The organism is Mesoflavibacter sp. SCSIO 43206 (assembly GCF_019904215.1).
Lineage (GTDB): Bacteria > Bacteroidota > Bacteroidia > Flavobacteriales > Flavobacteriaceae > Mesoflavibacter > Mesoflavibacter zeaxanthinifaciens.
The window spans coordinates 2,127,879-2,147,781 of the sequence record NZ_CP063201.1 but is presented as its reverse complement, the minus strand read 5'-3'; the positions used below and the strand labels follow the sequence as shown (position 1 = coordinate 2,147,781).

The 19,903-nt window shown below is 32.3% G+C and carries 20 protein-coding genes; 11 read left to right on the top strand and 9 right to left on the bottom strand.

The window, feature by feature from the left end:
* The first annotated feature begins 40 nt into the window (after window positions 1–40).
* From INR78_RS09850 to INR78_RS09825, 6 genes are all read left to right on the top strand, one after another.
* Entirely contained in the window at window positions 41–814 is a 774-nt protein-coding gene (locus INR78_RS09850) for an O-methyltransferase (RefSeq protein WP_223076378.1), read from the top strand.
* Between the two features lie 534 nt (window positions 815–1,348).
* Window positions 1,349–1,924 (top strand): cob(I)yrinic acid a,c-diamide adenosyltransferase, encoded by a 576-nt coding sequence (locus INR78_RS09845; protein ID WP_223076377.1) that lies wholly within the window; start codon window positions 1,349–1,351, stop codon window positions 1,922–1,924.
* A gap of 159 nt (window positions 1,925–2,083) precedes the next feature.
* Complete coding sequence (locus tag INR78_RS09840) at window positions 2,084–2,305, top strand: DUF2795 domain-containing protein (RefSeq protein ID WP_006989959.1); 222 nt, start codon at window positions 2,084–2,086, stop codon at window positions 2,303–2,305.
* A 222-nt stretch (window positions 2,306–2,527) separates the two neighbouring features.
* Entirely contained in the window at window positions 2,528–5,884 is a 3,357-nt protein-coding gene (gene secA, locus INR78_RS09835) for a preprotein translocase subunit SecA (protein WP_223076376.1), read from the top strand.
* 90 nt (window positions 5,885–5,974) lie between these two features.
* Window positions 5,975–6,400: a hypothetical protein gene (locus INR78_RS09830; RefSeq protein WP_106679462.1), complete on the top strand. Its 426-nt coding sequence runs from the start codon at window positions 5,975–5,977 to the stop codon at window positions 6,398–6,400.
* Window positions 6,401–6,404: 4 nt separating this feature from the next.
* Window positions 6,405–6,815 (top strand): MFS transporter, encoded by a 411-nt coding sequence (locus tag INR78_RS09825; protein WP_106679460.1) that lies wholly within the window; start codon window positions 6,405–6,407, stop codon window positions 6,813–6,815.
* Here INR78_RS09825 and INR78_RS09820 read toward each other — a convergent pair.
* Window positions 6,812–7,495 (bottom strand): peptidoglycan DD-metalloendopeptidase family protein, encoded by a 684-nt coding sequence (locus INR78_RS09820; protein ID WP_106679458.1) that lies wholly within the window; start codon window positions 7,493–7,495, stop codon window positions 6,812–6,814. The two genes, INR78_RS09825 and INR78_RS09820, sit on opposite strands and share 4 nt — an antisense overlap.
* 111 nt (window positions 7,496–7,606) lie before the next feature.
* On the opposite strand from INR78_RS09820, the gene INR78_RS09815 reads away from it, so the two are divergent.
* The gene (locus tag INR78_RS09815) at window positions 7,607–8,167 is read left to right on the top strand and encodes a DUF2911 domain-containing protein (RefSeq protein WP_106679456.1); all 561 of its coding nucleotides are present in this window, start codon (window positions 7,607–7,609) and stop codon (window positions 8,165–8,167) included.
* 23 nt (window positions 8,168–8,190) lie between these two features.
* Window positions 8,191–9,273: a methylmalonyl Co-A mutase-associated GTPase MeaB gene (gene meaB / locus INR78_RS09810; protein WP_223076375.1), complete on the top strand. Its 1,083-nt coding sequence runs from the start codon at window positions 8,191–8,193 to the stop codon at window positions 9,271–9,273.
* Here the strand turns inward: meaB and INR78_RS09805 are convergent.
* The gene (locus INR78_RS09805; protein WP_223076374.1) at window positions 9,270–10,208 is read right to left on the bottom strand and encodes an NAD(P)-dependent oxidoreductase; all 939 of its coding nucleotides are present in this window, start codon (window positions 10,206–10,208) and stop codon (window positions 9,270–9,272) included. The two genes, meaB and INR78_RS09805, sit on opposite strands and share 4 nt — an antisense overlap.
* Before the next feature lie 98 nt (window positions 10,209–10,306).
* On the opposite strand from INR78_RS09805, the gene INR78_RS09800 reads away from it, so the two are divergent.
* The 3 genes from INR78_RS09800 to INR78_RS09790 are packed head-to-tail and all read left to right on the top strand — an operon-like array spanning window position 10,307 to window position 13,271.
* Entirely contained in the window at window positions 10,307–11,020 is a 714-nt protein-coding gene (locus INR78_RS09800) for a glycosyltransferase family 2 protein (protein WP_223076373.1), read from the top strand.
* Window positions 11,021–11,644, top strand: coding sequence for a lipid-A-disaccharide synthase N-terminal domain-containing protein (locus INR78_RS09795; RefSeq protein WP_223076372.1), 624 nt, complete (start codon window positions 11,021–11,023; stop codon window positions 11,642–11,644).
* Window positions 11,637–13,271: a glycosyltransferase family 39 protein gene (locus INR78_RS09790; RefSeq protein ID WP_223076371.1), complete on the top strand. Its 1,635-nt coding sequence runs from the start codon at window positions 11,637–11,639 to the stop codon at window positions 13,269–13,271. Before INR78_RS09795 ends, INR78_RS09790 begins: the two co-directional genes overlap by 8 nt.
* Window positions 13,272–13,274: 3 nt before the next feature.
* Here the strand turns inward: INR78_RS09790 and INR78_RS09785 are convergent, their stop codons facing one another.
* From INR78_RS09785 to mnmA, 7 genes are all read right to left on the bottom strand, one after another.
* The gene (locus INR78_RS09785) at window positions 13,275–13,847 is read right to left on the bottom strand and encodes a phosphatase PAP2 family protein (RefSeq protein WP_106679443.1); all 573 of its coding nucleotides are present in this window, start codon (window positions 13,845–13,847) and stop codon (window positions 13,275–13,277) included.
* Window positions 13,848–13,851: 4 nt separating this feature from the next.
* The gene (locus tag INR78_RS09780) at window positions 13,852–14,079 is read right to left on the bottom strand and encodes a hypothetical protein (protein ID WP_027880073.1); all 228 of its coding nucleotides are present in this window, start codon (window positions 14,077–14,079) and stop codon (window positions 13,852–13,854) included.
* 92 nt (window positions 14,080–14,171) lie between these two features.
* The gene (locus INR78_RS09775) at window positions 14,172–14,525 is read right to left on the bottom strand and encodes a four helix bundle protein (protein ID WP_223076370.1); all 354 of its coding nucleotides are present in this window, start codon (window positions 14,523–14,525) and stop codon (window positions 14,172–14,174) included.
* Window positions 14,526–14,625: 100 nt separating this feature from the next.
* Window positions 14,626–16,002, bottom strand: coding sequence for an MATE family efflux transporter (locus INR78_RS09770; protein WP_223076369.1), 1,377 nt, complete (start codon window positions 16,000–16,002; stop codon window positions 14,626–14,628).
* 56 nt (window positions 16,003–16,058) lie between these two features.
* Window positions 16,059–17,000, bottom strand: a complete 942-nt coding sequence (locus tag INR78_RS09765) for a nitronate monooxygenase family protein (RefSeq protein WP_223076368.1) — start codon at window positions 16,998–17,000, stop codon at window positions 16,059–16,061.
* A 64-nt stretch (window positions 17,001–17,064) separates the two neighbouring features.
* Window positions 17,065–18,675 carry a S8 family serine peptidase gene (locus INR78_RS09760; protein WP_223076367.1) on the bottom strand — a complete coding sequence of 537 codons (1,611 nt, stop codon included), beginning with the start codon at window positions 18,673–18,675 and terminating at the stop codon, window positions 17,065–17,067.
* A gap of 28 nt (window positions 18,676–18,703) precedes the next feature.
* The gene (gene mnmA / locus INR78_RS09755) at window positions 18,704–19,894 is read right to left on the bottom strand and encodes a tRNA 2-thiouridine(34) synthase MnmA (RefSeq protein WP_223076366.1); all 1,191 of its coding nucleotides are present in this window, start codon (window positions 19,892–19,894) and stop codon (window positions 18,704–18,706) included.
* Window positions 19,895–19,903: the final 9 nt, after the last annotated feature.

Here is a 19,903-nt window from a genome sequence, read left to right as displayed (position 1 = left end):
AGAATAAACTACTATATTTATCACGTCCAAATTACTCCTAATGAAAAAACTAATCATAGCCTATATAAAATTCTTATTACGCTCTAAAAATCAACATGGTGTCCACTCTCCTTTTGTCTATGACTTAGTGACCAAATGTTTTTATGATAGCACCAAATACCCTGCCTATAAACAATTAAAAGACTACCGGAAAGCCTTACTTAAAAGCAATAAAACTATTGAGGTTACCGATTTAGGAGCAGGCTCTCAAGTAGATAAATCTAACACAAGAAAAGTATCAGATATTACTAAAAATGCCGGCACAACAGTTAAAAGAGCAAAACTATTTTTCAGATTATCTCGTTATTTTAAATTCAACCAAGTTTTAGAATTAGGTACATCTATGGGTATTGCTACACATGCCATAAGTTTAGGTAACCCAAAAACACAAATTACTACTATCGAAGGTTGTCCAAATATTTCAAAATTTACTAAAGACAATTTTAATAAATTAGGCTTAAATAACATTACTTCATTAACAGGAGATTTTAAAGAAGTTATTCCAACATTGACATCAAACACATATGATTTAATCTATTTTGACGGCAACCATCAAAAAGAAGCAACTATAGAGTATTTCAATATGTTATTACCTACAATTAATAACAATACCATTTTTATTTTTGATGACATTTATTGGTCAAAAGGAATGACAGAAGCTTGGGAAACCATAAAAAAACATCCGCAAGTTACAGTTACTATAGACACATTTTTTTGGGGATTTGTAAGCTTTAGAAAAGAACAAGCCAAAGAACACTTCACTATTAGAATTTAAGTCCTATGCTTTTAATTTTAATTATTAGGTTTTATTTAAATCTCTCTATATAAAGGAAACACTACAAGAAAAAAAGAGATTTTAAAAGAGCTCCTTCAACAAGACAAACAGAAAAGATTCGAAGTTAGAAGATTAATAACTTGATAATTATATACCAAAAGCAATTTCCTTGTCATTCCGAAATGAGGTACGATTGAGGAATCTCATAAATCTTATATAATCTAACAATCCAAAAATCTATAAATCGAAACATCAAGCAATCCAACAATCGAAAAACCGTCAGTTTGAGTGATGCCGAAGCATGAGGCTTTGCATCGAGAAGTATCCCTTAGTCATTTCGAGCACAGCGAGAAATCACACAAGAGTAATTAGTAATTAGTAGTTAGTAGTTAGTAGTTAGTAAAAATCTCATATAATCTAATACTCGAAAAATCTAATCTTCTAAAAATCGAGTAATCGAGCAATCTAACTATCAAAACATCTAATCTTCTAAAAAACTTTCACTTTAAACTTTAAACTCCTAAATTTGATACTATGAAAATATACACAAAAACAGGAGACAAAGGTACAACCGCTTTATTTGGTGGTACACGCGTACCTAAACATCATATACGTATTGATAGCTACGGAACTGTCGACGAATTAAACAGCTATATTGGTTTAATAAGAGACCAAGACATAGACCAAAAATACAAAGACACCTTGATAAACATACAAGACAAACTGTTTACCGTTGGTGCTATATTAGCAACAGATCCAGAAAAAGCCACTTTAAAAAATGGTAAAGAACGCTTAAACATCCCTAAAATAAATGAAGCTGACATCAATTTTTTAGAACAAGAGATGGATAGCATGGATGCGCAATTACCACAAATGACGCATTTTGTATTACCTGGCGGACACCAAACCGTGTCATTCTGTCACATTGCACGTACAGTTTGCAGACGTGCAGAACGTTTAGCATCAGCACTTAACGATTTAGAACCATTTCAACCAGAAACACTAACCTATTTAAACCGTCTATCTGACTACCTTTTTGTATTGGCACGAAAGTTGTCACAAGACTTACAAGCAGATGAGGTAAAGTGGATTCCTAAAAAAACAGAATAAATTAACCTTTAAAGCATTTATTAATACTGCAAAAGACCTAAAAGTCAAGTAGTTTAAATAAAAACAAACGTTCCTATTTATACTGAAAAAATAATTCACTTTTTTCTTGACTATTTGAACTAAAAATTTATTTTTGCAAAAAATTAAAACGATAAAAGAATGTATTGGACATTAGAATTAGCATCTTATTTAAGTGATGCACCTTGGCCAGCAACCAAAGACGAACTTATCGATTACGCAATCCGTACAGGTGCGCCTTTAGAAGTTGTTGAAAACTTACAATCTATTGAAGACGAAGGAGATTCTTACGATTCTATCGAAGAAATTTGGCCAGATTATCCAACTGACGAAGATTACCTCTGGAATGAGGACGAATACTAAAATAAATCAAGCATAAAAAAGTCTCAAAATAGAGGCTTTTTTTGTGCTTAAAATTTAGCTTTACACAGCTAAAAACGTATATTTAAGCCCTTTTTTAAAAAGGCATAGTTCTGTATGCCCTTATTAGCACAGAACTAACATACTAAAAACCAAAAGCTAATGAAATCTTTGGCTCAGCACACTGCTGCTTCATTTTGATTTCAAATTAACACATATTAAATTATGAATTTTTTAAATTCAATACTAAAAGTATTTGTTGGTGATAAGTCTAAACAAGACGTAAAAGCCATCATGCCAATAGTTGAAAAAATTAAATCTTTTGAAAGTGCTTTAGAAGCCTTATCGCATGATCAACTTAGAGCAAAAACTGCAGAGTTTAAAGCAAAAATTGCCGAAGCACGCAAACCATTCTATTCTCAAATCGAAGCATTAGAACAAGAAGCAGAAGCATCTGACGATATAGACAGAAGAGAAGATATTTATCAAGAAATTGATAAAATTAAAGACGATGCTTACGCCGCTACAGAAGATGTCCTTAACAACATCCTTCCAGAAGCTTTTGCTGTTGTTAAAGAAACAGCAAAACGTTTTAAAGATAATACTTCAATTACCGTTGAAGCTAACGAATTTGACCGTTTAATTTCTGGAGAACATAACTACGTTACTCTAGAAGGAGATAAAGCAACTTGGGCAAATTCTTGGGATGCTGCAGGTAAAGAAGTAACATGGGATATGGTACATTACGATGTACAGTTAATTGGTGGTGTTGCAATGCACCAAGGTAAAATTGCCGAAATGCAAACTGGTGAAGGTAAAACGCTTGTAGCAACCTTACCTGTATACCTTAACGCTATTGCTGGTAAAGGTGTACACTTAGTAACAGTAAACGACTACTTAGCTAAACGTGATAGCGCTTGGATGGCTCCTATTTTCCAATTCCATGGATTAAGTGTAGACTGTATAGATTATCACCAACCAAATAGCGACGCACGTCGTAAAGCTTATAACGCAGATATTACTTATGGTACCAATAACGAGTTTGGTTTTGATTACCTACGTGATAATATGGCGCATGCACCTGGCGATTTAGTACAACGTCCGCACCACTTCGCTATTGTAGATGAGGTAGATTCGGTTTTAATTGACGATGCACGTACACCATTAATCATTTCTGGTCCAGTACCAAAAGGTGACGAACACGAGTTTACTTTATTAAAACCAAAAGTAGAAGATATTGTTAGCGTACAACGTAAATATTTGACTACGGTTTTAGCCAATGCTAAAAAACTTATCGCTGACGGAGACACTAAAGAAGGTGGTTTTCAATTATTACGTGTGTACCGTGGTATGCCAAAAAATAAAGCGTTAATTAAGTTTTTAAGTGAAGAAGGTGTAAAACAATTACTTCAAAAAACAGAAAACTACTTCATGCAAGATAATAACCGTGAAATGCCAAGAGTAGACTCGGAATTATACTATGTTATTGAAGAAAAAAATAATCAGATAGAATTAACAGACAAAGGTGTAGATTATCTTTCAGGTAAAGACAATCCGGACTTTTTTGTCATGCCAGAAATTGGTGTAGAAATTGCCAAAATAGAAAATCAAAATCTATCTAGCGAAGAAGAAGCTAATCTAAAAGAAGACTTATTCCGTGACTTTGCTGTTAAATCAGAACGTATCCACACCTTAAACCAGTTGTTAAAAGCTTACGCATTGTTTGAAAAAGACATTCAATACGTAGTCATGGACAACAAAGTAATGATTGTAGACGAGCAAACAGGTCGTATTATGGATGGTCGTCGTTATTCAGACGGTTTACATCAAGCTATCGAAGCTAAAGAAAATGTAAAGATTGAAGATGCTACACAAACCTTTGCAACAATTACTTTACAAAACTACTTCCGTATGTACCGCAAACTAGCTGGTATGACAGGAACTGCGGTAACAGAAGCTGGAGAATTCTGGGAAATCTACGAATTAGATGTTGTTGAAATACCAACTAACAGACCTATTGCAAGAGATGACCGTGAAGATTTAGTGTATAAAACAAAACGTGAAAAATATAACGCTGTTATTGATGAGGTTACCAAGTTATCTCAAGCAGGTCGACCAGTACTTATCGGTACAACCAGTGTAGAGATTTCTGAGTTATTAGGTAAAATGTTATCGATAAGAAAAGTACCTCATAACGTACTTAACGCAAAACTTCATAAAAAAGAGGCAGATATTGTTGCCGAAGCTGGTAAACCAGGACAAGTAACCATTGCAACAAACATGGCTGGTCGTGGTACAGATATTAAATTAAGTGACGAAGTTAAAGCTGCAGGTGGATTAGCTATTATTGGTACAGAACGTCATGACTCGCGTCGTGTAGACCGACAGTTACGTGGTCGTGCAGGTAGACAAGGAGATCCAGGAAGCTCGCAATTCTATGTGTCTTTAGAAGATAATTTAATGCGTTTATTTGGTAGTGAGCGTATTGCCAAAATGATGGATAGAATGGGATTACAAGAAGGTGAAGTAATTCAGCATTCTATGATTTCAAAATCTATTGAGCGTGCACAGAAAAAAGTAGAAGAAAACCAATTTGGTGTTCGTAAACGTCTTCTTGAATATGATGATGTAATGAACTCGCAACGTGAAGTAGTTTACAAACGTCGTTACCACGCATTATTTGGAGAGCGTTTACGTGTAGACTTAGCTAACATGATTTATGATACTTCTGAGTTAATTGCAGAGACCAATAAAGATGCTAACGATTTTAAAAACTTCGAGTTTGAATTAATCCGTTTCTTCTCTATGTCTTCACCAATTAGTGAAGCTGAGTTTAACAAAATGTCTGCTTTAGAGATTGCACAAAACATCTATAAAACAGCTTTTGATCACTATAAAAATAAAATGGAACGCAACGCCGAAATTGCTTTCCCAGTTATAGAAAACGTATACGAAAATCAACGTGATCGCTACAAACGTATTGTAGTACCTTTTACTGATGGCACTAAAACGTTACAAGTTGTAACTGACTTAGAAAAAGCTTACGAAAGTAAAGGGAAACAGTTAATCACTGACTTTGAAAAGAACATCACATTAGCCATCATTGATGATGCATGGAAGACTCATTTACGTAAAATGGACGAGTTAAAGCAATCGGTACAATTAGCTGTTCATGAGCAAAAAGATCCATTATTAATTTACAAGTTTGAAGCTTTTGAATTGTTTAAAAGCATGATCTCTCAAGTTAATAAAGATGTAATTTCATTCTTATTTAAAGGTGAATTACCAACAGAAACAACTAATGCTATTAGTGAAGCAAAACAAGTACGTCAAAAAGACAATCTAAAAACTGAAAAGGAAGAAATTCCTAATTTAGACGAACGTGCTGCCCAAAATAGAGCTGCTGGTAACACACAACAACAACCACAAGTTGTAGAAACTATTGTTAGAGAGCAACCAAAAATTGGTCGTAATGACAGAGTGACTATAAAAAATGTAATGAGTGGCGAGAACAAAACTCTTAAATACAAACAAGCAGAACCATTAATTGCTAAAGGCGAATGGGTTTTGGTAGATAAATAAATAATATATATTAAATTATATTAAAAATCCCAAAGTGTAATGCTTTGGGATTTTTTTGTATTTTTATTTAACTAACTAAAATCTTTAATTATGCTAAGAAAAATATTAGCCACAATTGCTGGTATTATAGCTGCAAGTCTATCTATTTATCTTATTGAAACCTTAGGTCATACTTTGTTCCCATATCCTGAAGGCGCTAAACCTATGGATATGGAATGGATAAAAAACAATATAGATCTTATTCCTCGTGGCTCTATGATAGCTGTTATCATTGCACATGGTGTTGGGATAGCTGTTGGTATGTTTATAGCAGGACTTATTGCTAAAACATCTATAATTCCTGCATATATTGTCGCTGGCTTTATGGTTGTAGCTACAATTGCTAATTGGTTTATGATTCCTTCTCCAACTTGGTTTTATATTGCAGATGGTATTAGTGTAATAGCTGGGTTTTTATTTGGCAAACCTTTAGCAAGACGTCACATTTATGGAAAAATAGAAACAATTAGATCATAAAAATATGGAGCAACAATTAAAGGTTTTTAAAATCATTCATCTAGCTTTAATTGCAGGATTAATTTTGGCGTATTACTTTTTAGGTGATTTAGGGAATTTAACAGAGCTAACTTTCCCAACAGTTAACAGTAAAAATTACATTTATTTATTTATCCCAATAGCTGCATTTATAGTTAGCAATCTATTATTTAAACATTTTGTTTCTAAAATAGATAACAACCTTTCTGTACAACAAAAATTGGTTAGTTATCAAACTGCATCAATTATAAGATGGGCAATTTTGGAAGGCGCAGCTTTTTTAATTTTATTAATCTATCCAGAATTTCTTCTTTTTGGAATATTATTAATTATTTATTTAGCTCTACTTATTCCTACAGAAGCAAGAATAAAAAGAGACTTAAAACAATTTGATTAAACCAATCCAAGTATTGGTTTTGGATCTATTGTATTTTGTTTATAAAACTCTAATTCTTTAACATTGCAAACACCTGGGTAATCTCCTACTTTACCTTGTAAATCTTTTATAATTTGAAAGTGAAGATGCGGCGCATAATCTCCATTTACCTTTGCATCTCCTAATTGCGCAATAATGTCTCCTTGTTTTACACTTTGACCAACTTTAATATTTTTAATTGAAGCACGCGATAAATGACCATAAAGTGTATAAAACATATCATTTCCTAAGCTGTGCTCTAAAATTATGGTTGGTCCGTAGTCTCCAAAATTAGTATTATCATTAAAGCTATGGATTACTCCATTAAAAGCAGCAAGTATATTTGTTCCAGCAGGACACCATAAATCTAAACCCAAATGAATATTACGTTGCGCTTCTTCGGTTTGAGAAGAAAAGTAATCACTACGGTCATAAAGATTTCTATGCTCTAAATAGCCACCATATGCTACTTTTTTATTAGCTTTTTTAAGATAATTATTAATATAAATCTCCCATGCTTTAGAAGAAGACACATCAAATAACTTTAAATCTTCATTCTGTTTTGACAAATCTATTGCAACATAATCATCAATTGAAATTGAATAATCAACAACAAAAATTTCTTCTTGATTTGAAGCATCTAAAATCTTATTTAAATCCATTACGCTATTCTTATTTTAGAGAATAAAGATAACATCTAAATTAATTTTTCGTTATACTTATATTCAATAAATTTGCTATACTTTTATATTCAATAAATCCTTAATTCTACAATGAATAATTTTTTAAAGTGGATAATATATGCCCTAATTGCAGTAGCTGTACTTGTTTTAGGCTATCAATTTTTTACTAAAACAGGTGTTTTTGAGCAACGTTTAAGTCCGCCAAAAACAGTTGCTTTTAAAGTAGACGATTTAAATTTAGAAGTGTTTTACAATCGTCCTTCAAAACGTGATCGTGAAGTTTTTGGCGCATTAGTACCATTTAACCAAGTTTGGCGTACTGGAGCAAACGAAGCTACTACTTTTGAAACTAATCAAGATTTAACCGTACAAGGCATGTATTTACCAAAAGGTAAATATACTATTTGGACAGTCCCTATGGAGGACACTTGGAAAGTAATGTTTAACTCTAAGCAATACGAATGGGGAGTAAATGAAAAAATGGAACCTATGTGGGATCCAAATTTTGATGTTATTGAGGCAGAAGTGCCTGTCAAGGATTTAGATAAACCTGTAGAACAATTTACGATTGCTTTTGACAACTCTACAGACGACTTAAAAATGACAATGGCTTGGGATGATGTAAAAATTGAAATTCCTTTAAATAGATAATTTCAACATAAATAAATTCACTTTTGGCTAAAAAAGAAATAAAAAAATCGGCGTTATCTGAACAAGAAGGTGTTACATCTTCTGAAATTACTAATGCCGAAGCTGTTTCTAAATTAAAAGCAAAACGCAAATCTAAAAGGGACACACAAGACTTAATTAACTCGCTTCTTGATGGAAATATTACAGCTTTAAGTCAAGCTATTACAATTATAGAAAGTAAACACACCAAACATCAAGAACAAGCACATCAAATTGTTAAAGCTTGCTTACCTCATGCTAACAAATCAGTTAGAATTGGTATTACCGGCGTACCTGGTGTTGGTAAAAGTACATTTATTGAAGCTTTTGGTAATTATCTAACTACACAAGACAAAAAGGTTGCAGTATTAGCTGTAGACCCAAGTAGTTCTTTAACTAAAGGAAGTATTTTAGGCGATAAAACGCGTATGGAATCTTTAGTTAAAAATGAAAATGCCTACATACGTCCTTCGGCTTCAGGAGAATCGCTTGGTGGCGTTGCCAGAAAAACCAGAGAAACTATTACGCTTTGTGAAGCTGCTGGTTTTGATACTATAATTATTGAGACTGTTGGTGTAGGACAAAGTGAAACCGCTGTACACAGCATGGTAGATTTCTTTCTACTTTTAAAATTAGCTGGTGCTGGAGATGAGCTACAAGGTATTAAACGTGGTATTATTGAAATGGCAGACGCTATTGCTATTAACAAAGCAGATGGCGACAATCTTAAAGCTGCTAAGCTAGCTAAAGTAGAATTTAACCGCGCATTACATCTTTATCCTGCAAAAGCTTCTAATTGGCAACCAAAAGTAACTTTATGCAGTGGTTTACAAAATGAAGGTATTGCCGATATCTGGAAAGTTATAGAAGAGTATTTAGAAATTACAAAATCTAATAATTACTTTAGCTCAAAACGTAATGAACAGAATAAATACTGGTTAATTCAAACTATTGAAGAACAATTAAAGAGCGACTTCTTTAATCATCCAACTATAAAAATAGAGTTACAAAAACAATTAGCTTTAATTGAAGCTAATAAAACTACTCCTTTTGTTGCAGCTGAATATTTATTAAACTTAAAAAATTAAAAGTTAGCTTTATACCATTCTACTTGTTTTTCTACTGATTCTAGTAGCGTAGTTTTCGGGTTATAATTAAGTAGTTTTCTAGCTTTATCAATATTAGCTTTTGTACGTAATTGGTCACCTGCACGTTTGGCAATAACATTAATTTTAATTGGCTTTCCTAAAACTTTTTCTACAGCATCAATACCGTCTTGTGTAGTATGTTCTACTTCTGTTCCAAGATTAATAATTTCGCCATTTACTTTGTCTTCATTTCCTATAACGCTTACTACTCCATCAACAATATCTCCTACATAAGTAAAACTTCTTAAGTGCTTATCACTACCTTCATATAAAGGAAAAGCTTCACCATTTAAACCACAAGCGATTAGTTTAGTATACATTTTTTCTGGACGTTCTCTTGGTCCTATTACAGAATATAGTCTTAAAGAACAGCTTTTAAACTGCTGTTCTCTACTTTTTTGAAGCACTAATTGCTCTGCAGTTAACTTAGTTACACCGTAATGCGATGCTGGTTTTGGTGCAACATCTTCAGGAAACGTAGCCTCTAAGCCATAAATTGAAGATGTCCCGATATTTACAAGCAATTTTAAATCCTCTAATTGCAAAGCATAATCAATTAAATTTTTTGTTGCTATAACATTATTTGTAAAATAATCTTCAAAAGTAGATGTTGAGGATATACCAGGTTGTGCCGCATAATGGAAGATATAATTTATGTCTTTTGGTAGCTTATTTATATCTGTAATTTCTCTTAAATCTAACTTTAAAACTGTAATTCCTTTTTCATTTAAAGCTTTTTCATTTAATTGCTTTAATTCTAAACTATAATAATCATTAAAGTTATCTACTCCAACAACCTCATGCCCCATTTTTTGGAGTCTTTCTGCTGTATGAGAACCTATAAAACCAACTGCTCCAGTGACTAATATCTTCATAAAAAATTTTGAAATGTTTTACAAAATAACAACTTTTAAGTGAAACATAAATTGCTATTGATAAAAAATAATACTTTTGCAAGACTAAGCAAAGCATAATGAGTTACGAATTTACGATTATTGTTCCTGTTTATAACGAAGAGGATAATTTAGCTAGAGTTGAAGAAGAGCTTTTAGCTTACACAAAAATAGCTAGTAAACCCACCAAAATATTATTTGTTAACGATGGATCTAAAGACAAAAGCCAGCAATTAATAGAAGACATTTGCACTCGTAATGATGCTTTTTTTTATATTCTTTTTAAAGAAAATAGAGGATTAAGCGCTGCGATTAAAGCTGGTTTTGATTATGCAGACACACCTTTGGTTGGCTATATAGATTCTGACTTACAAACGGCGCCATCAGACTTCAATCTACTTTTAGAACATATTAAAGACTATGCGTTAGTAACTGGCGTACGTGCCAACCGTAAGGATAGTTTTGTTAAAAATATGTCGTCTAAAATTGCTAACGGTATAAGACGTGCTTTTACAAAAGATGGTATGGATGACACAGGTTGCCCGTTAAAAGTAATACGAACAGATTACGCCAAACGCATTCCTATGTTTAAAGGTCTACATCGTTTTTTACCTGCTATGATTTTATTACAAAACGGAACTATAAAGCAAGTACCTGTTCAGCATTTCCCTCGTATTGCAGGTCAAGCTAAATTTGGACTTTGGAATAGGCTTTTAGGTCCTTTAATGGATTGTTTTGCTTATTTATGGATGAAGAAAAAGTACATTAATTACGAAGTTGCTAAGAAAAAATAAATGGGTAAATGGTTAATATATAGTATTGGCTTTTTAGCTCAAATCCTATTTTCGTCAAGGTTAGTTATACAATGGATAACTAGCGAAAAACAAAAAAAAGTCATTACACCTACTCTATTTTGGACACTTAGTTTAATCGCTTCCTTTTTACTTTTTATTTATGGTTACTTACGTAATGATTTTGCTATTATGCTTGGTCAAGGTCTTACATATTATATTTATATAAGAAATCTTCAGTTACAAAATCAATGGAGAAAATATCCAATATTTATGCGTTGGGTATTATTATTTATGCCTGTATTTGTAACTATTTTCTACTTTAACAATAACGAAATTGACACAGTTAAGCTTTTTAAAAATGAAGCTATTCCGTTATGGTTATTAATTTTAGGAATAGTGTCTCAAATAGTATTTACGTTAAGGTTTATATACCAATGGATGTATTCTGAAAAAAACAAAGAATCTTCACTTCCTTTTGGGTTTTGGGCACTAAGCTTAGTTGGATCTTTACTTATTTTGATTTATGCTATATTTAGAAAAGATCCTGTATTATTAGTTGGCCATTTACTAGGCGCAACTATTTATGTTAGAAATCTTTTAATTTTAAAAAAGCAAGATGCCTAAACTTTTAAAAAACTATCCATTAATTTTACTATGTCTTTTTATTGCAATTATGTTATTGCCTAACTTAGACAGTATGCAGGTAACTATTATGGAAGCGCGTAATTTTATTACTGCTAGAGAAATGGTTACAGATAACAATTGGTTATTAACTACTATGAATGGTGTACCACGTTATCAAAAACCACCATTACCAACTTGGATTACTGCATTGTCTGCATTAATATTTGGGATTAAAAGCGTATTTGGAATGCGTTTACCTGCTGTATTAATGGTTATGGTTTTAGGTATTTTCACTTATAAATTGTCAAAATTCATACTTAAAAGTAGAGCACATAGTTTAATAAATGCATTAATATTAATCACATCTTTTTACGTTATAGGTATTACTATAGAAGCGCCTTGGGATATTTTTACTCACGGATTTATGATGATTGCTATTTACTATTTATTTCTACTATTTAAAAGTGAAACAGTTAATTGGAAACACATTTTTTTAGCAAGTTTAGGTATTGCTGCTTCATTATTAAGCAAAGGTCCTGTGTCTTTTTACGCGTTATTATTACCCTTTATAATTGCTTTTAGTTTTTCTTTCAATTATAAAAACTTAAAAGCTAAAATTATTCCTTTTATAATCATATTAATTCTTGCTGTTATTTTAGGTGGTTGGTGGTATCTTTATGTAAGATTAGAAGATCCTCATACTTTTGAAGCTATAACAAGTAAAGAAACCGCTAATTGGACAAGCTACAATGTTAGACCTTTCTATTATTATTGGAGCTTTTTTACGCAAAGCGGAATTTGGACAATTCCAGCATTTATAGGATTATTGTATCCATATATGAAACGTAGAGCAATACATTACAGAGCTTATAAATTCACGTTTTTATGGACTATTGCTGCTGTAATTTTACTCTCAATAATTCCTGAAAAAAAGTCACGTTATTTAATGCCTGTCTTAATTCCGTTAGCATTAAACACAGGATTTTATATAGAGTATTTAATTAGAAAATTTAAGTACTTAAATAATAAGAAAGAAACTTTACCAGTATACTTCAATTTTACATTAATTGCTATTATCGGTATCGTTTCGCCTTTTGGATTAGCTTATTTATTTTATGAGCAATTTCATAGTAACATTATTGCATTTTCAATTTTTGGTCTAGTTTCTATAGTTATTTCATTTTTTATTTTAATACAACTATACAAAAAGAAAATTAAGCACGTATTCTTGTTAACAGTAGTCTTTTTTGCGAGTCTTTTTGTTTTTGGCTTACCTGTATTTAAAACATTTACTAGCAAAAATTATAAACCAGTGTCTAGGTTATTAAAACAAAATCAAAACAACGACATTAAAACTTATAGCTTAGGTGAAGCAACGCCAGAAACCATTTGGCAATATGGCGAAAAGATTCCGACAATTATTAATTTGAATACTATTGAAAATCTTCCAAAGGACTCAAAATTTGGATTATTAACTTATGGTCTTTCAGAAGAAAAAATTTCATTTTTAAGCTCCTATTTCAACGTTAAAAAGATAAATCATTATGATTTAAATGAAGCTGAGACAGATAGCAGGCAATATAGAGACAGATTAACTTTTGATTATTACGAACTAGAAAGGAAATAAAAATTACCTTAGCGTAAAGCGTTTATGTAAGTAGCTTTCAAATCTATAGAACATATAACCTGAAAATCCGCCAAAAATCATACCTGATAAAACATCTAACGGATAATGTACACCAATATATATACGGCTATAACCCATTGCTAAAGACCAAACAATTAATATATATATTAAATATTTAAATCGCTGTTTTAACATAAAACCTGAAAAAATAGCTACTGCCATACTATTACTGGCATGACCAGAAAAGTAACCATAAGCTCCGCCACACCAAGATTTAACTAAACGCATAACATCTATCAAATCTGCTTCGTGACAAGGTCTTGGTCGTTTTAAACCATATTTAAATAAGTTTGTAATTTGATCTGTAAACAGGATCATTAAAGCAATAACTACAGCGGTTAGAATAATGGATTTATCATTTCTTTTTTTATACATAAAGAAGAAAAGCACTGCATAAAAAGGAATCCAATGCAATTTATCAGTATAAAACATCCAAAATCCATCCCAAGAAGGATTACCTAGATTATTAAGGAATAAAAAAACTTGTTTATCTAATTCTAAAATTTGTTCTAACATGTAATTAGTCTTCGTATCGTGCTACTTCTCTGTCATAAAATGCAGTAGCTTCGTTGATTAAATTTTCCATTTCTAGCTCTAATTCTTTTTCATCATGTTGATCAAAATCTTCAAGCCATTCTACTTCATCGTCTTCTAAGTTTATAATAAACCGAGGAAAATCGGTATGTATTACAAATATAGCGTTTGGAAAATCTGTATTGTCGCCTAATATGTATTTTGGTAGTTCCATTTAATTAGTGTCTAAAGTTGAAAGTATTTAAAGTGGCTAAAGTTAAAAGTATTTAGAGTATATGAAATTTTTAATATGTTTATTTTTCAAAGTTAAAACTTATTTGCAATAGAAGTGAAAAGTGCGAGTAGTTCTTTTGCTTCATTTCTTATTTCTTTTAAATTTTTACTTTCAACAAAACCTAATTCTTCTATAATTTCTAACCAATAATCTGTTTCGCTAGCTTCTGCTAAAGATATTTTTAGTTTATTAGAAAAGTCTTTTGTGCTTCTACTTCTATTGGCTTCTCTATAATTTGCTCCAATGCTAGTTCCTGATTTTGATAATTGATTTCTCAATACAAGTGCTTCTGGCGTATTGGGTAAACTTCCTGATAATTTTAAGATTTTAATAGCAAATGTTATTGTTCTTTTTTCTAAAACTTTAGCAAATTCTTTATTGGTCATAATCACTTATTGTTTAAACAAATATAACCAACAGAAAAAAATTAATCTTGAGTATTATCCAATACTTTAAATACTTTAGAAACTTATAACTTTAGGCACTTTAAGAATGAGTAACTAAAAGTTTTTTTGTAAGATAATTAAACCTAATAAACAATAAAATTGCAGCACTAGTTAAGCCTGCTAATAAGCCAATCCAAATTCCAAAGCTTCCGTAAGCATCTTCTTTTCCTAAAATCCAGCTTATAGGGAAACCAATTAACCAATAGGCAATAAAGGTAATTAGTGTTGGTATTTTTACATCTTGTAAGCCACGTAAGGCGCCTAAAACAATGACTTGCAAACTATCACTAATCTGAAAAATAGCTGACGCAATAAGTAACTGTGATGCTATTGTGACAACTTCGGTATTGTCTTTAAAATTTATTACATCATCAAAATCTACGTACAGTTTTGGCAAAGCTTCACTAAAAATCAAGAATAAAACTCCGAAAACTACTGCAAAAATAAATCCTAATAAAAACAACGAGAATGCAATACGACGTAACTCAAAATATTTTTGAAGTCCTTTTTGGTTACCTACTCTAATCATAGACGCTACACTTAATCCCATTGCAACCATAAAGGTCATAGAACTTAAATTTAAGGCAATTTGATTTGCTGCTTGCGGATTTTTACCTAACAAGCCACTTAACCAGATTGCTGCTGTAAAAATGGCTACTTCAAAAAACATTTGCATTGCACTTGGCGCACCAAGACCAATAAGTTTATTAATCATTGTTTTGTCTAAAACCAATATTTTAATATTGGTAACAAAGTGTTTTGATTTTTCTCGCCCTTTTAATAACCACCAAATATGAGCTACCATTACAAAACGAGATATTAAAGTACCATAAGCTGCACCAACTATACCCATTTCTGGAAAACCAAACTTACCAAAGATAAGCACATAGTTAAAACCAACATTAACCACGTTGGCTACTATAGTGGCATACATTGGATATTTGGTTAAAGACAATCCATCACTAAATTGTTTAAATGCTTGAAAGACTACTAGTGGAATTAAAGAAAATGCTACCAAATCTAAATACGGAATAGCTAATTCTACAACCTCAACTGGTTGCTTCATTAAATACATTAATGGTTTGGCAAAAAACACTAATAGAAACAACAATACACCTAAAACAGTACATAAAAATAAACCGTGTTTAAAGGCAGATTTTCCTTTAGCAAAATCGTTTGCTCCATCTGCTTCGGCTACTAAAGGTGTAATAGCTGTACTAAAACCAATACCTAAAGACATAGCTATAAACATAAAACTATTACCTAAAGATACTGCTGCTAACTGCGCCGTACCTAATTGACCAACCATAATGTTGTCTATAAAACTAACAAAGGTATGTCCTAACATACCTAACATGACTGGTGCTGCTAGTTGCCAATTGTACTTAAATTCTTTTGTGTAATTGCTCAAAACCATTTTGCAAAAGTAGTGGTTTGAGAAAATTTATTTATAAGAAATCAACTTAAATTCACTTAAAAATTAGCCACTTCTTTTTTAGCCATTTCAAAGTCTTCAACCATCTCTTTTACAATCTCAGCAACTGGTTTTATGTCATGAATTAATCCTGAAATTTGTCCAATTTCAAGCTCACCTTCATCTAAATCGCCTTCAAACATTCCTTTTTTTGCTCGAGCACGACCTAATAATTCTTTAAGTTGTTCTGGTGTTGGTGCTGATTTATACAACGCTTCAACATCATTAAAAAACTTATTTTTTATTAATCTTACTGGCGCTAATTCTTTCAAAGTTAATTGCGTATCGCCTTCTTTAGCATCTACAACAACTTGTTTAAATGCTTGATGCGCACTACTTTCTGTACTGGCCACAAAACGACTACCAACTTGTACGCCATCTGCGCCTAAAACCATACATGCTAACATAGCTTTGCCTGTTGCGATACCACCAGCTGCCAATAAAGGAATTTTTAAATGTTCTTTTACCATTGGTATTAGCGTAAGTGTTGTTGTCTCGTCACGACCGTTATGTCCACCAGCTTCAAAACCTTCTGCAACTACAGCATCTACACCAGCTTCTTGAGCTTTTAATGCAAATTTTACACTACTAACTACGTGTACAACGGTTATTCCTTTGTCTTGCAACCATTTAGTCCAAGTTTTTGGATTTCCTGCTGAAGTAAATACAATCTTTACACCTTCTTCAACAATAATATTCATAATTTCCTCAATGTTAGGATATAACATTGGCACGTTTACTCCAAAAGGTTTATCGGTTGCTTTTTTACATTTTTGAATATGTTCTCTTAGCACATCTGGATACATGCTTCCTGCGCCTATTAAACCTAAAATTCCTGAATTACTTGCAGCAGAAGCTAATCGCCAACCGCTATTCCAAATCATTCCGCCTTGTACTATTGGATATTTAATATTGAATAAGTCTGTAATTCTATTTTGCATATTTATTATTGAGTTGTTGATTTATGACCTCTCGACTGCGCTCAAGGTGAATTGGATTTTACTTCTAATTTTTTATAATTTTTTTGGTGATACTTAATCCGTTAGCTTCAATTTTTGCTAAATAAACACCTTTAGATAGATTACTTACATTGATTTTTTTCTGTGTTGAAGACACTATTTTTTCAAGTACTTTTTTACCTAAAATATCATATAATTTTACGGTTGCAGTGTCATATTGGCTAGGAATTTCAACATACAATAAATTACTTACTGGATTAGGATATACTTTTAGTTTAGTAGTTTCATTCTGAAACTCGACCAAAGACAATCCATTGGCTAATGCTAATGATAAATCAGGAATACCATAACCTAAAAAATTATCAGGATTATTGTATTGCGAAGCAGACTCACGAACCAATTGCATAATTTGCTGATTGTTTAATGTTGGTAATGCTTGCCACAAACATACAACGCCGCCAGCTAATATTGGTGCACTAAACGATGTCCCGTTAAGTGTTATAAGATTATCATTAGTGTTGATTACAAAACTTGCTTGACCTTGCGCTACAACGTCTGGTTTTTGTGTTGGTTGTGCGCTACTACCTTGAGAACTAAACGATGCATAATTACCAGATGCATTGACAGCTCCAACACTTAATACGTTAGGCGAATCTGCTGGCGCACCAACAATTTGCCAAGAGGAATTACCAGAATTTCCTGCAGAATTAACCAATAACATTCCTTTTTGCGCTGCAAAATTAGCGCCACGAGTTATAAACGCGGTTTGTCCATCCATTTCGGCTGGTGTATAACTATAATTTGGATTATCAAAAGTCGTATAACCAAGCGATGTGTTAATCACATCTACACCTAAACTATCTGCACGTTCTGCAGCTTCAACCCAAAGCGTTTCTTCTATTGGTGTTTCTGTAGCTGCGTTTTCGGTTCTAAATAAATAATATTCTGCATCTGGTGCAGTACCAACAAATTGGTCTTGTACATAACCAGCCATATCACTTAAAACCCAAGTTCCGTGAGCATTTCCTGTGTAAGCATACACGTTTGGATTTCTATCTACAAAATCATATCCGCCCAAAATTCCGTTATTCGTATTTATACGATTAAATCCTGACATGGTTGGCACATTTGGGAAACCTGAATCTAAAACAGCTACTGTCATTCCTGTTCCTGTAAAATCTGCAAGATGCAAATCGTCGCCATTAAACATTTCTATTTGGTTGGTAGCGCTTCCGTAATTAAAAAATGTTTGGTTTGTTTCGATATCAAATTTGTTTTGATTTTGAGATTGTCTTGCATTAAGATTATTATCTGCAAATTCGATATGATCAACAAAGGTTAATCCTGTTAATGCATTAATATCGGTTTCGGTTCCTAACACATGAACCACGTTTAACCATTTGGATTTAGCAAGAACTGTAATTCCTGTTTGTGCTTTTATTTGAGTTATATATCCTTCGTCTACAGGAACATCATCGTAATCTACATTAATATTGTGTGCAGCTTTACGGTCTAACGCTTTTTGAGTTAAAATTGAAATTGGATTTGCTAACGCAGTTGCACTATTTGGTTTGTCATTAAGATAAACCCAAGCGTGTTCTTGAGCAAAAACTGAATAGCTTATTAGAAAAGCAATTATAAGTAAAGTCTGCTTCATTTCAGTAACCATTTATAGTTACTGCAATTTAAGAAATAACTCCGGAACCAACTAATTCTTCACCTAAATACCAAGCTACAAATTGACCTTCGGTAATTGCAGATTGCGCGTCTTTAAATTCGACATACAAACCAGAGTCTACTTTGTATAAAGTGGCATCTTGTAAGGGTTGTCTGTAACGTATTCTAGCTTTAACCTGCATGGTTTCACCTTCATTAATTGCTAAATCTTCTCGGATCCAGTGTAATTCGTCATTAGACACAAATAACACGTTACGTAATAATCCTGGATGGTTTTTACCTTGACCTGTATAAATCACGTTTTCATTTACGTCGGTTTCAATCACAAAAAGTGGTTCAACAGTTCCTCCAACCGCTAATCCTTTACGCTGTCCTTTTGTAAAATAATGCGCACCTTGATGCTTGCCTACTACTTTTCCGTCGGATAACGCGTAGCTTTTTTTCTGGCTTAAGTATTCTAATTCTTCTAATTTATTATTGAAGTTTGGCTGTGTTTGATGATAGATTTGATTAGATTTTTCAACTTCAACAATTACACCTTCTTTTGGTTTTAGTTGTTGTTGAAGAAATTCTGGTAATCTCACTTTACCTATAAAACACAACCCTTGCGAGTCTTTTTTATCTGCCGTAATTAAGTCTTGCTCTTTAGCAATTGCTCTAACTTCTGGTTTTAAAAGTTCGCCAACCGGGAATAATGCTTTTGCTAATTGGTCTTGAGATAATTGACATAAAAAATAAGATTGATCCTTATTATCGTCTTTACCTGCTAAAAGTTGATGAATTTCTTTTCCGTCTTTTTCAATCGTACTTTTTCTGCAATAATGACCAGTAGCTACGTAATCTGCACCTAGATCTAAAGCAATTTTCATAAAGACATCAAATTTGATTTCTCTATTACAAAGTACATCTGGATTTGGTGTACGACCTTTCTCGTATTCGTTAAACATATAGTCTACAATACGTTCTTTATACTGCTCACTTAAATCTACAGTTTGAAAAGGAATACCTAATTTATTGGCAACTAACATTGCATCATTACTATCTTCTAGCCAAGGACATTCATCTGATATTGTTACAGAATCGTCATGCCAGTTTTTCATAAAAAGACCTATAACCTCATAACCTTGCTCCTTTAATAAATAAGCAGCAACACTAGAATCTACACCTCCTGAAAGTCCTACAACAACTCTTTTTTTCATCTAAAATCT

What these genes read in the sequence shown, in the direction of transcription:
- INR78_RS09850 (WP_223076378.1), top strand. Translation starts at nt 41, where the DNA reads ATGAAAAAACTAATCATAGCCTATATAAAATTCTTATTACGCTCTAAA.
- INR78_RS09845 (WP_223076377.1), top strand. Translation starts at nt 1,349, where the DNA reads ATGAAAATATACACAAAAACAGGAGACAAAGGTACAACCGCTTTATTT.
- INR78_RS09840 (WP_006989959.1), top strand. Translation starts at nt 2,084, where the DNA reads ATGTATTGGACATTAGAATTAGCATCTTATTTAAGTGATGCACCTTGG.
- secA (WP_223076376.1), top strand. Translation starts at nt 2,528, where the DNA reads ATGAATTTTTTAAATTCAATACTAAAAGTATTTGTTGGTGATAAGTCT.
- INR78_RS09830 (WP_106679462.1), top strand. Translation starts at nt 5,975, where the DNA reads ATGCTAAGAAAAATATTAGCCACAATTGCTGGTATTATAGCTGCAAGT.
- INR78_RS09825 (WP_106679460.1), top strand. Translation starts at nt 6,405, where the DNA reads ATGGAGCAACAATTAAAGGTTTTTAAAATCATTCATCTAGCTTTAATT.
- INR78_RS09820 (WP_106679458.1), bottom strand. Translation starts at nt 7,495, where the DNA reads ATGGATTTAAATAAGATTTTAGATGCTTCAAATCAAGAAGAAATTTTT.
- INR78_RS09815 (WP_106679456.1), top strand. Translation starts at nt 7,607, where the DNA reads ATGAATAATTTTTTAAAGTGGATAATATATGCCCTAATTGCAGTAGCT.
- INR78_RS09805 (WP_223076374.1), bottom strand. Translation starts at nt 10,208, where the DNA reads ATGAAGATATTAGTCACTGGAGCAGTTGGTTTTATAGGTTCTCATACA.
- INR78_RS09800 (WP_223076373.1), top strand. Translation starts at nt 10,307, where the DNA reads ATGAGTTACGAATTTACGATTATTGTTCCTGTTTATAACGAAGAGGAT.
- INR78_RS09795 (WP_223076372.1), top strand. Translation starts at nt 11,021, where the DNA reads ATGGGTAAATGGTTAATATATAGTATTGGCTTTTTAGCTCAAATCCTA.
- INR78_RS09790 (WP_223076371.1), top strand. Translation starts at nt 11,637, where the DNA reads ATGCCTAAACTTTTAAAAAACTATCCATTAATTTTACTATGTCTTTTT.
- INR78_RS09785 (WP_106679443.1), bottom strand. Translation starts at nt 13,847, where the DNA reads ATGTTAGAACAAATTTTAGAATTAGATAAACAAGTTTTTTTATTCCTT.
- INR78_RS09780 (WP_027880073.1), bottom strand. Translation starts at nt 14,079, where the DNA reads ATGGAACTACCAAAATACATATTAGGCGACAATACAGATTTTCCAAAC.
- INR78_RS09775 (WP_223076370.1), bottom strand. Translation starts at nt 14,525, where the DNA reads ATGACCAATAAAGAATTTGCTAAAGTTTTAGAAAAAAGAACAATAACA.
- INR78_RS09770 (WP_223076369.1), bottom strand. Translation starts at nt 16,002, where the DNA reads ATGGTTTTGAGCAATTACACAAAAGAATTTAAGTACAATTGGCAACTA.
- INR78_RS09765 (WP_223076368.1), bottom strand. Translation starts at nt 17,000, where the DNA reads ATGCAAAATAGAATTACAGACTTATTCAATATTAAATATCCAATAGTA.
- INR78_RS09760 (WP_223076367.1), bottom strand. Translation starts at nt 18,675, where the DNA reads ATGAAGCAGACTTTACTTATAATTGCTTTTCTAATAAGCTATTCAGTT.
- mnmA (WP_223076366.1), bottom strand. Translation starts at nt 19,894, where the DNA reads ATGAAAAAAAGAGTTGTTGTAGGACTTTCAGGAGGTGTAGATTCTAGT.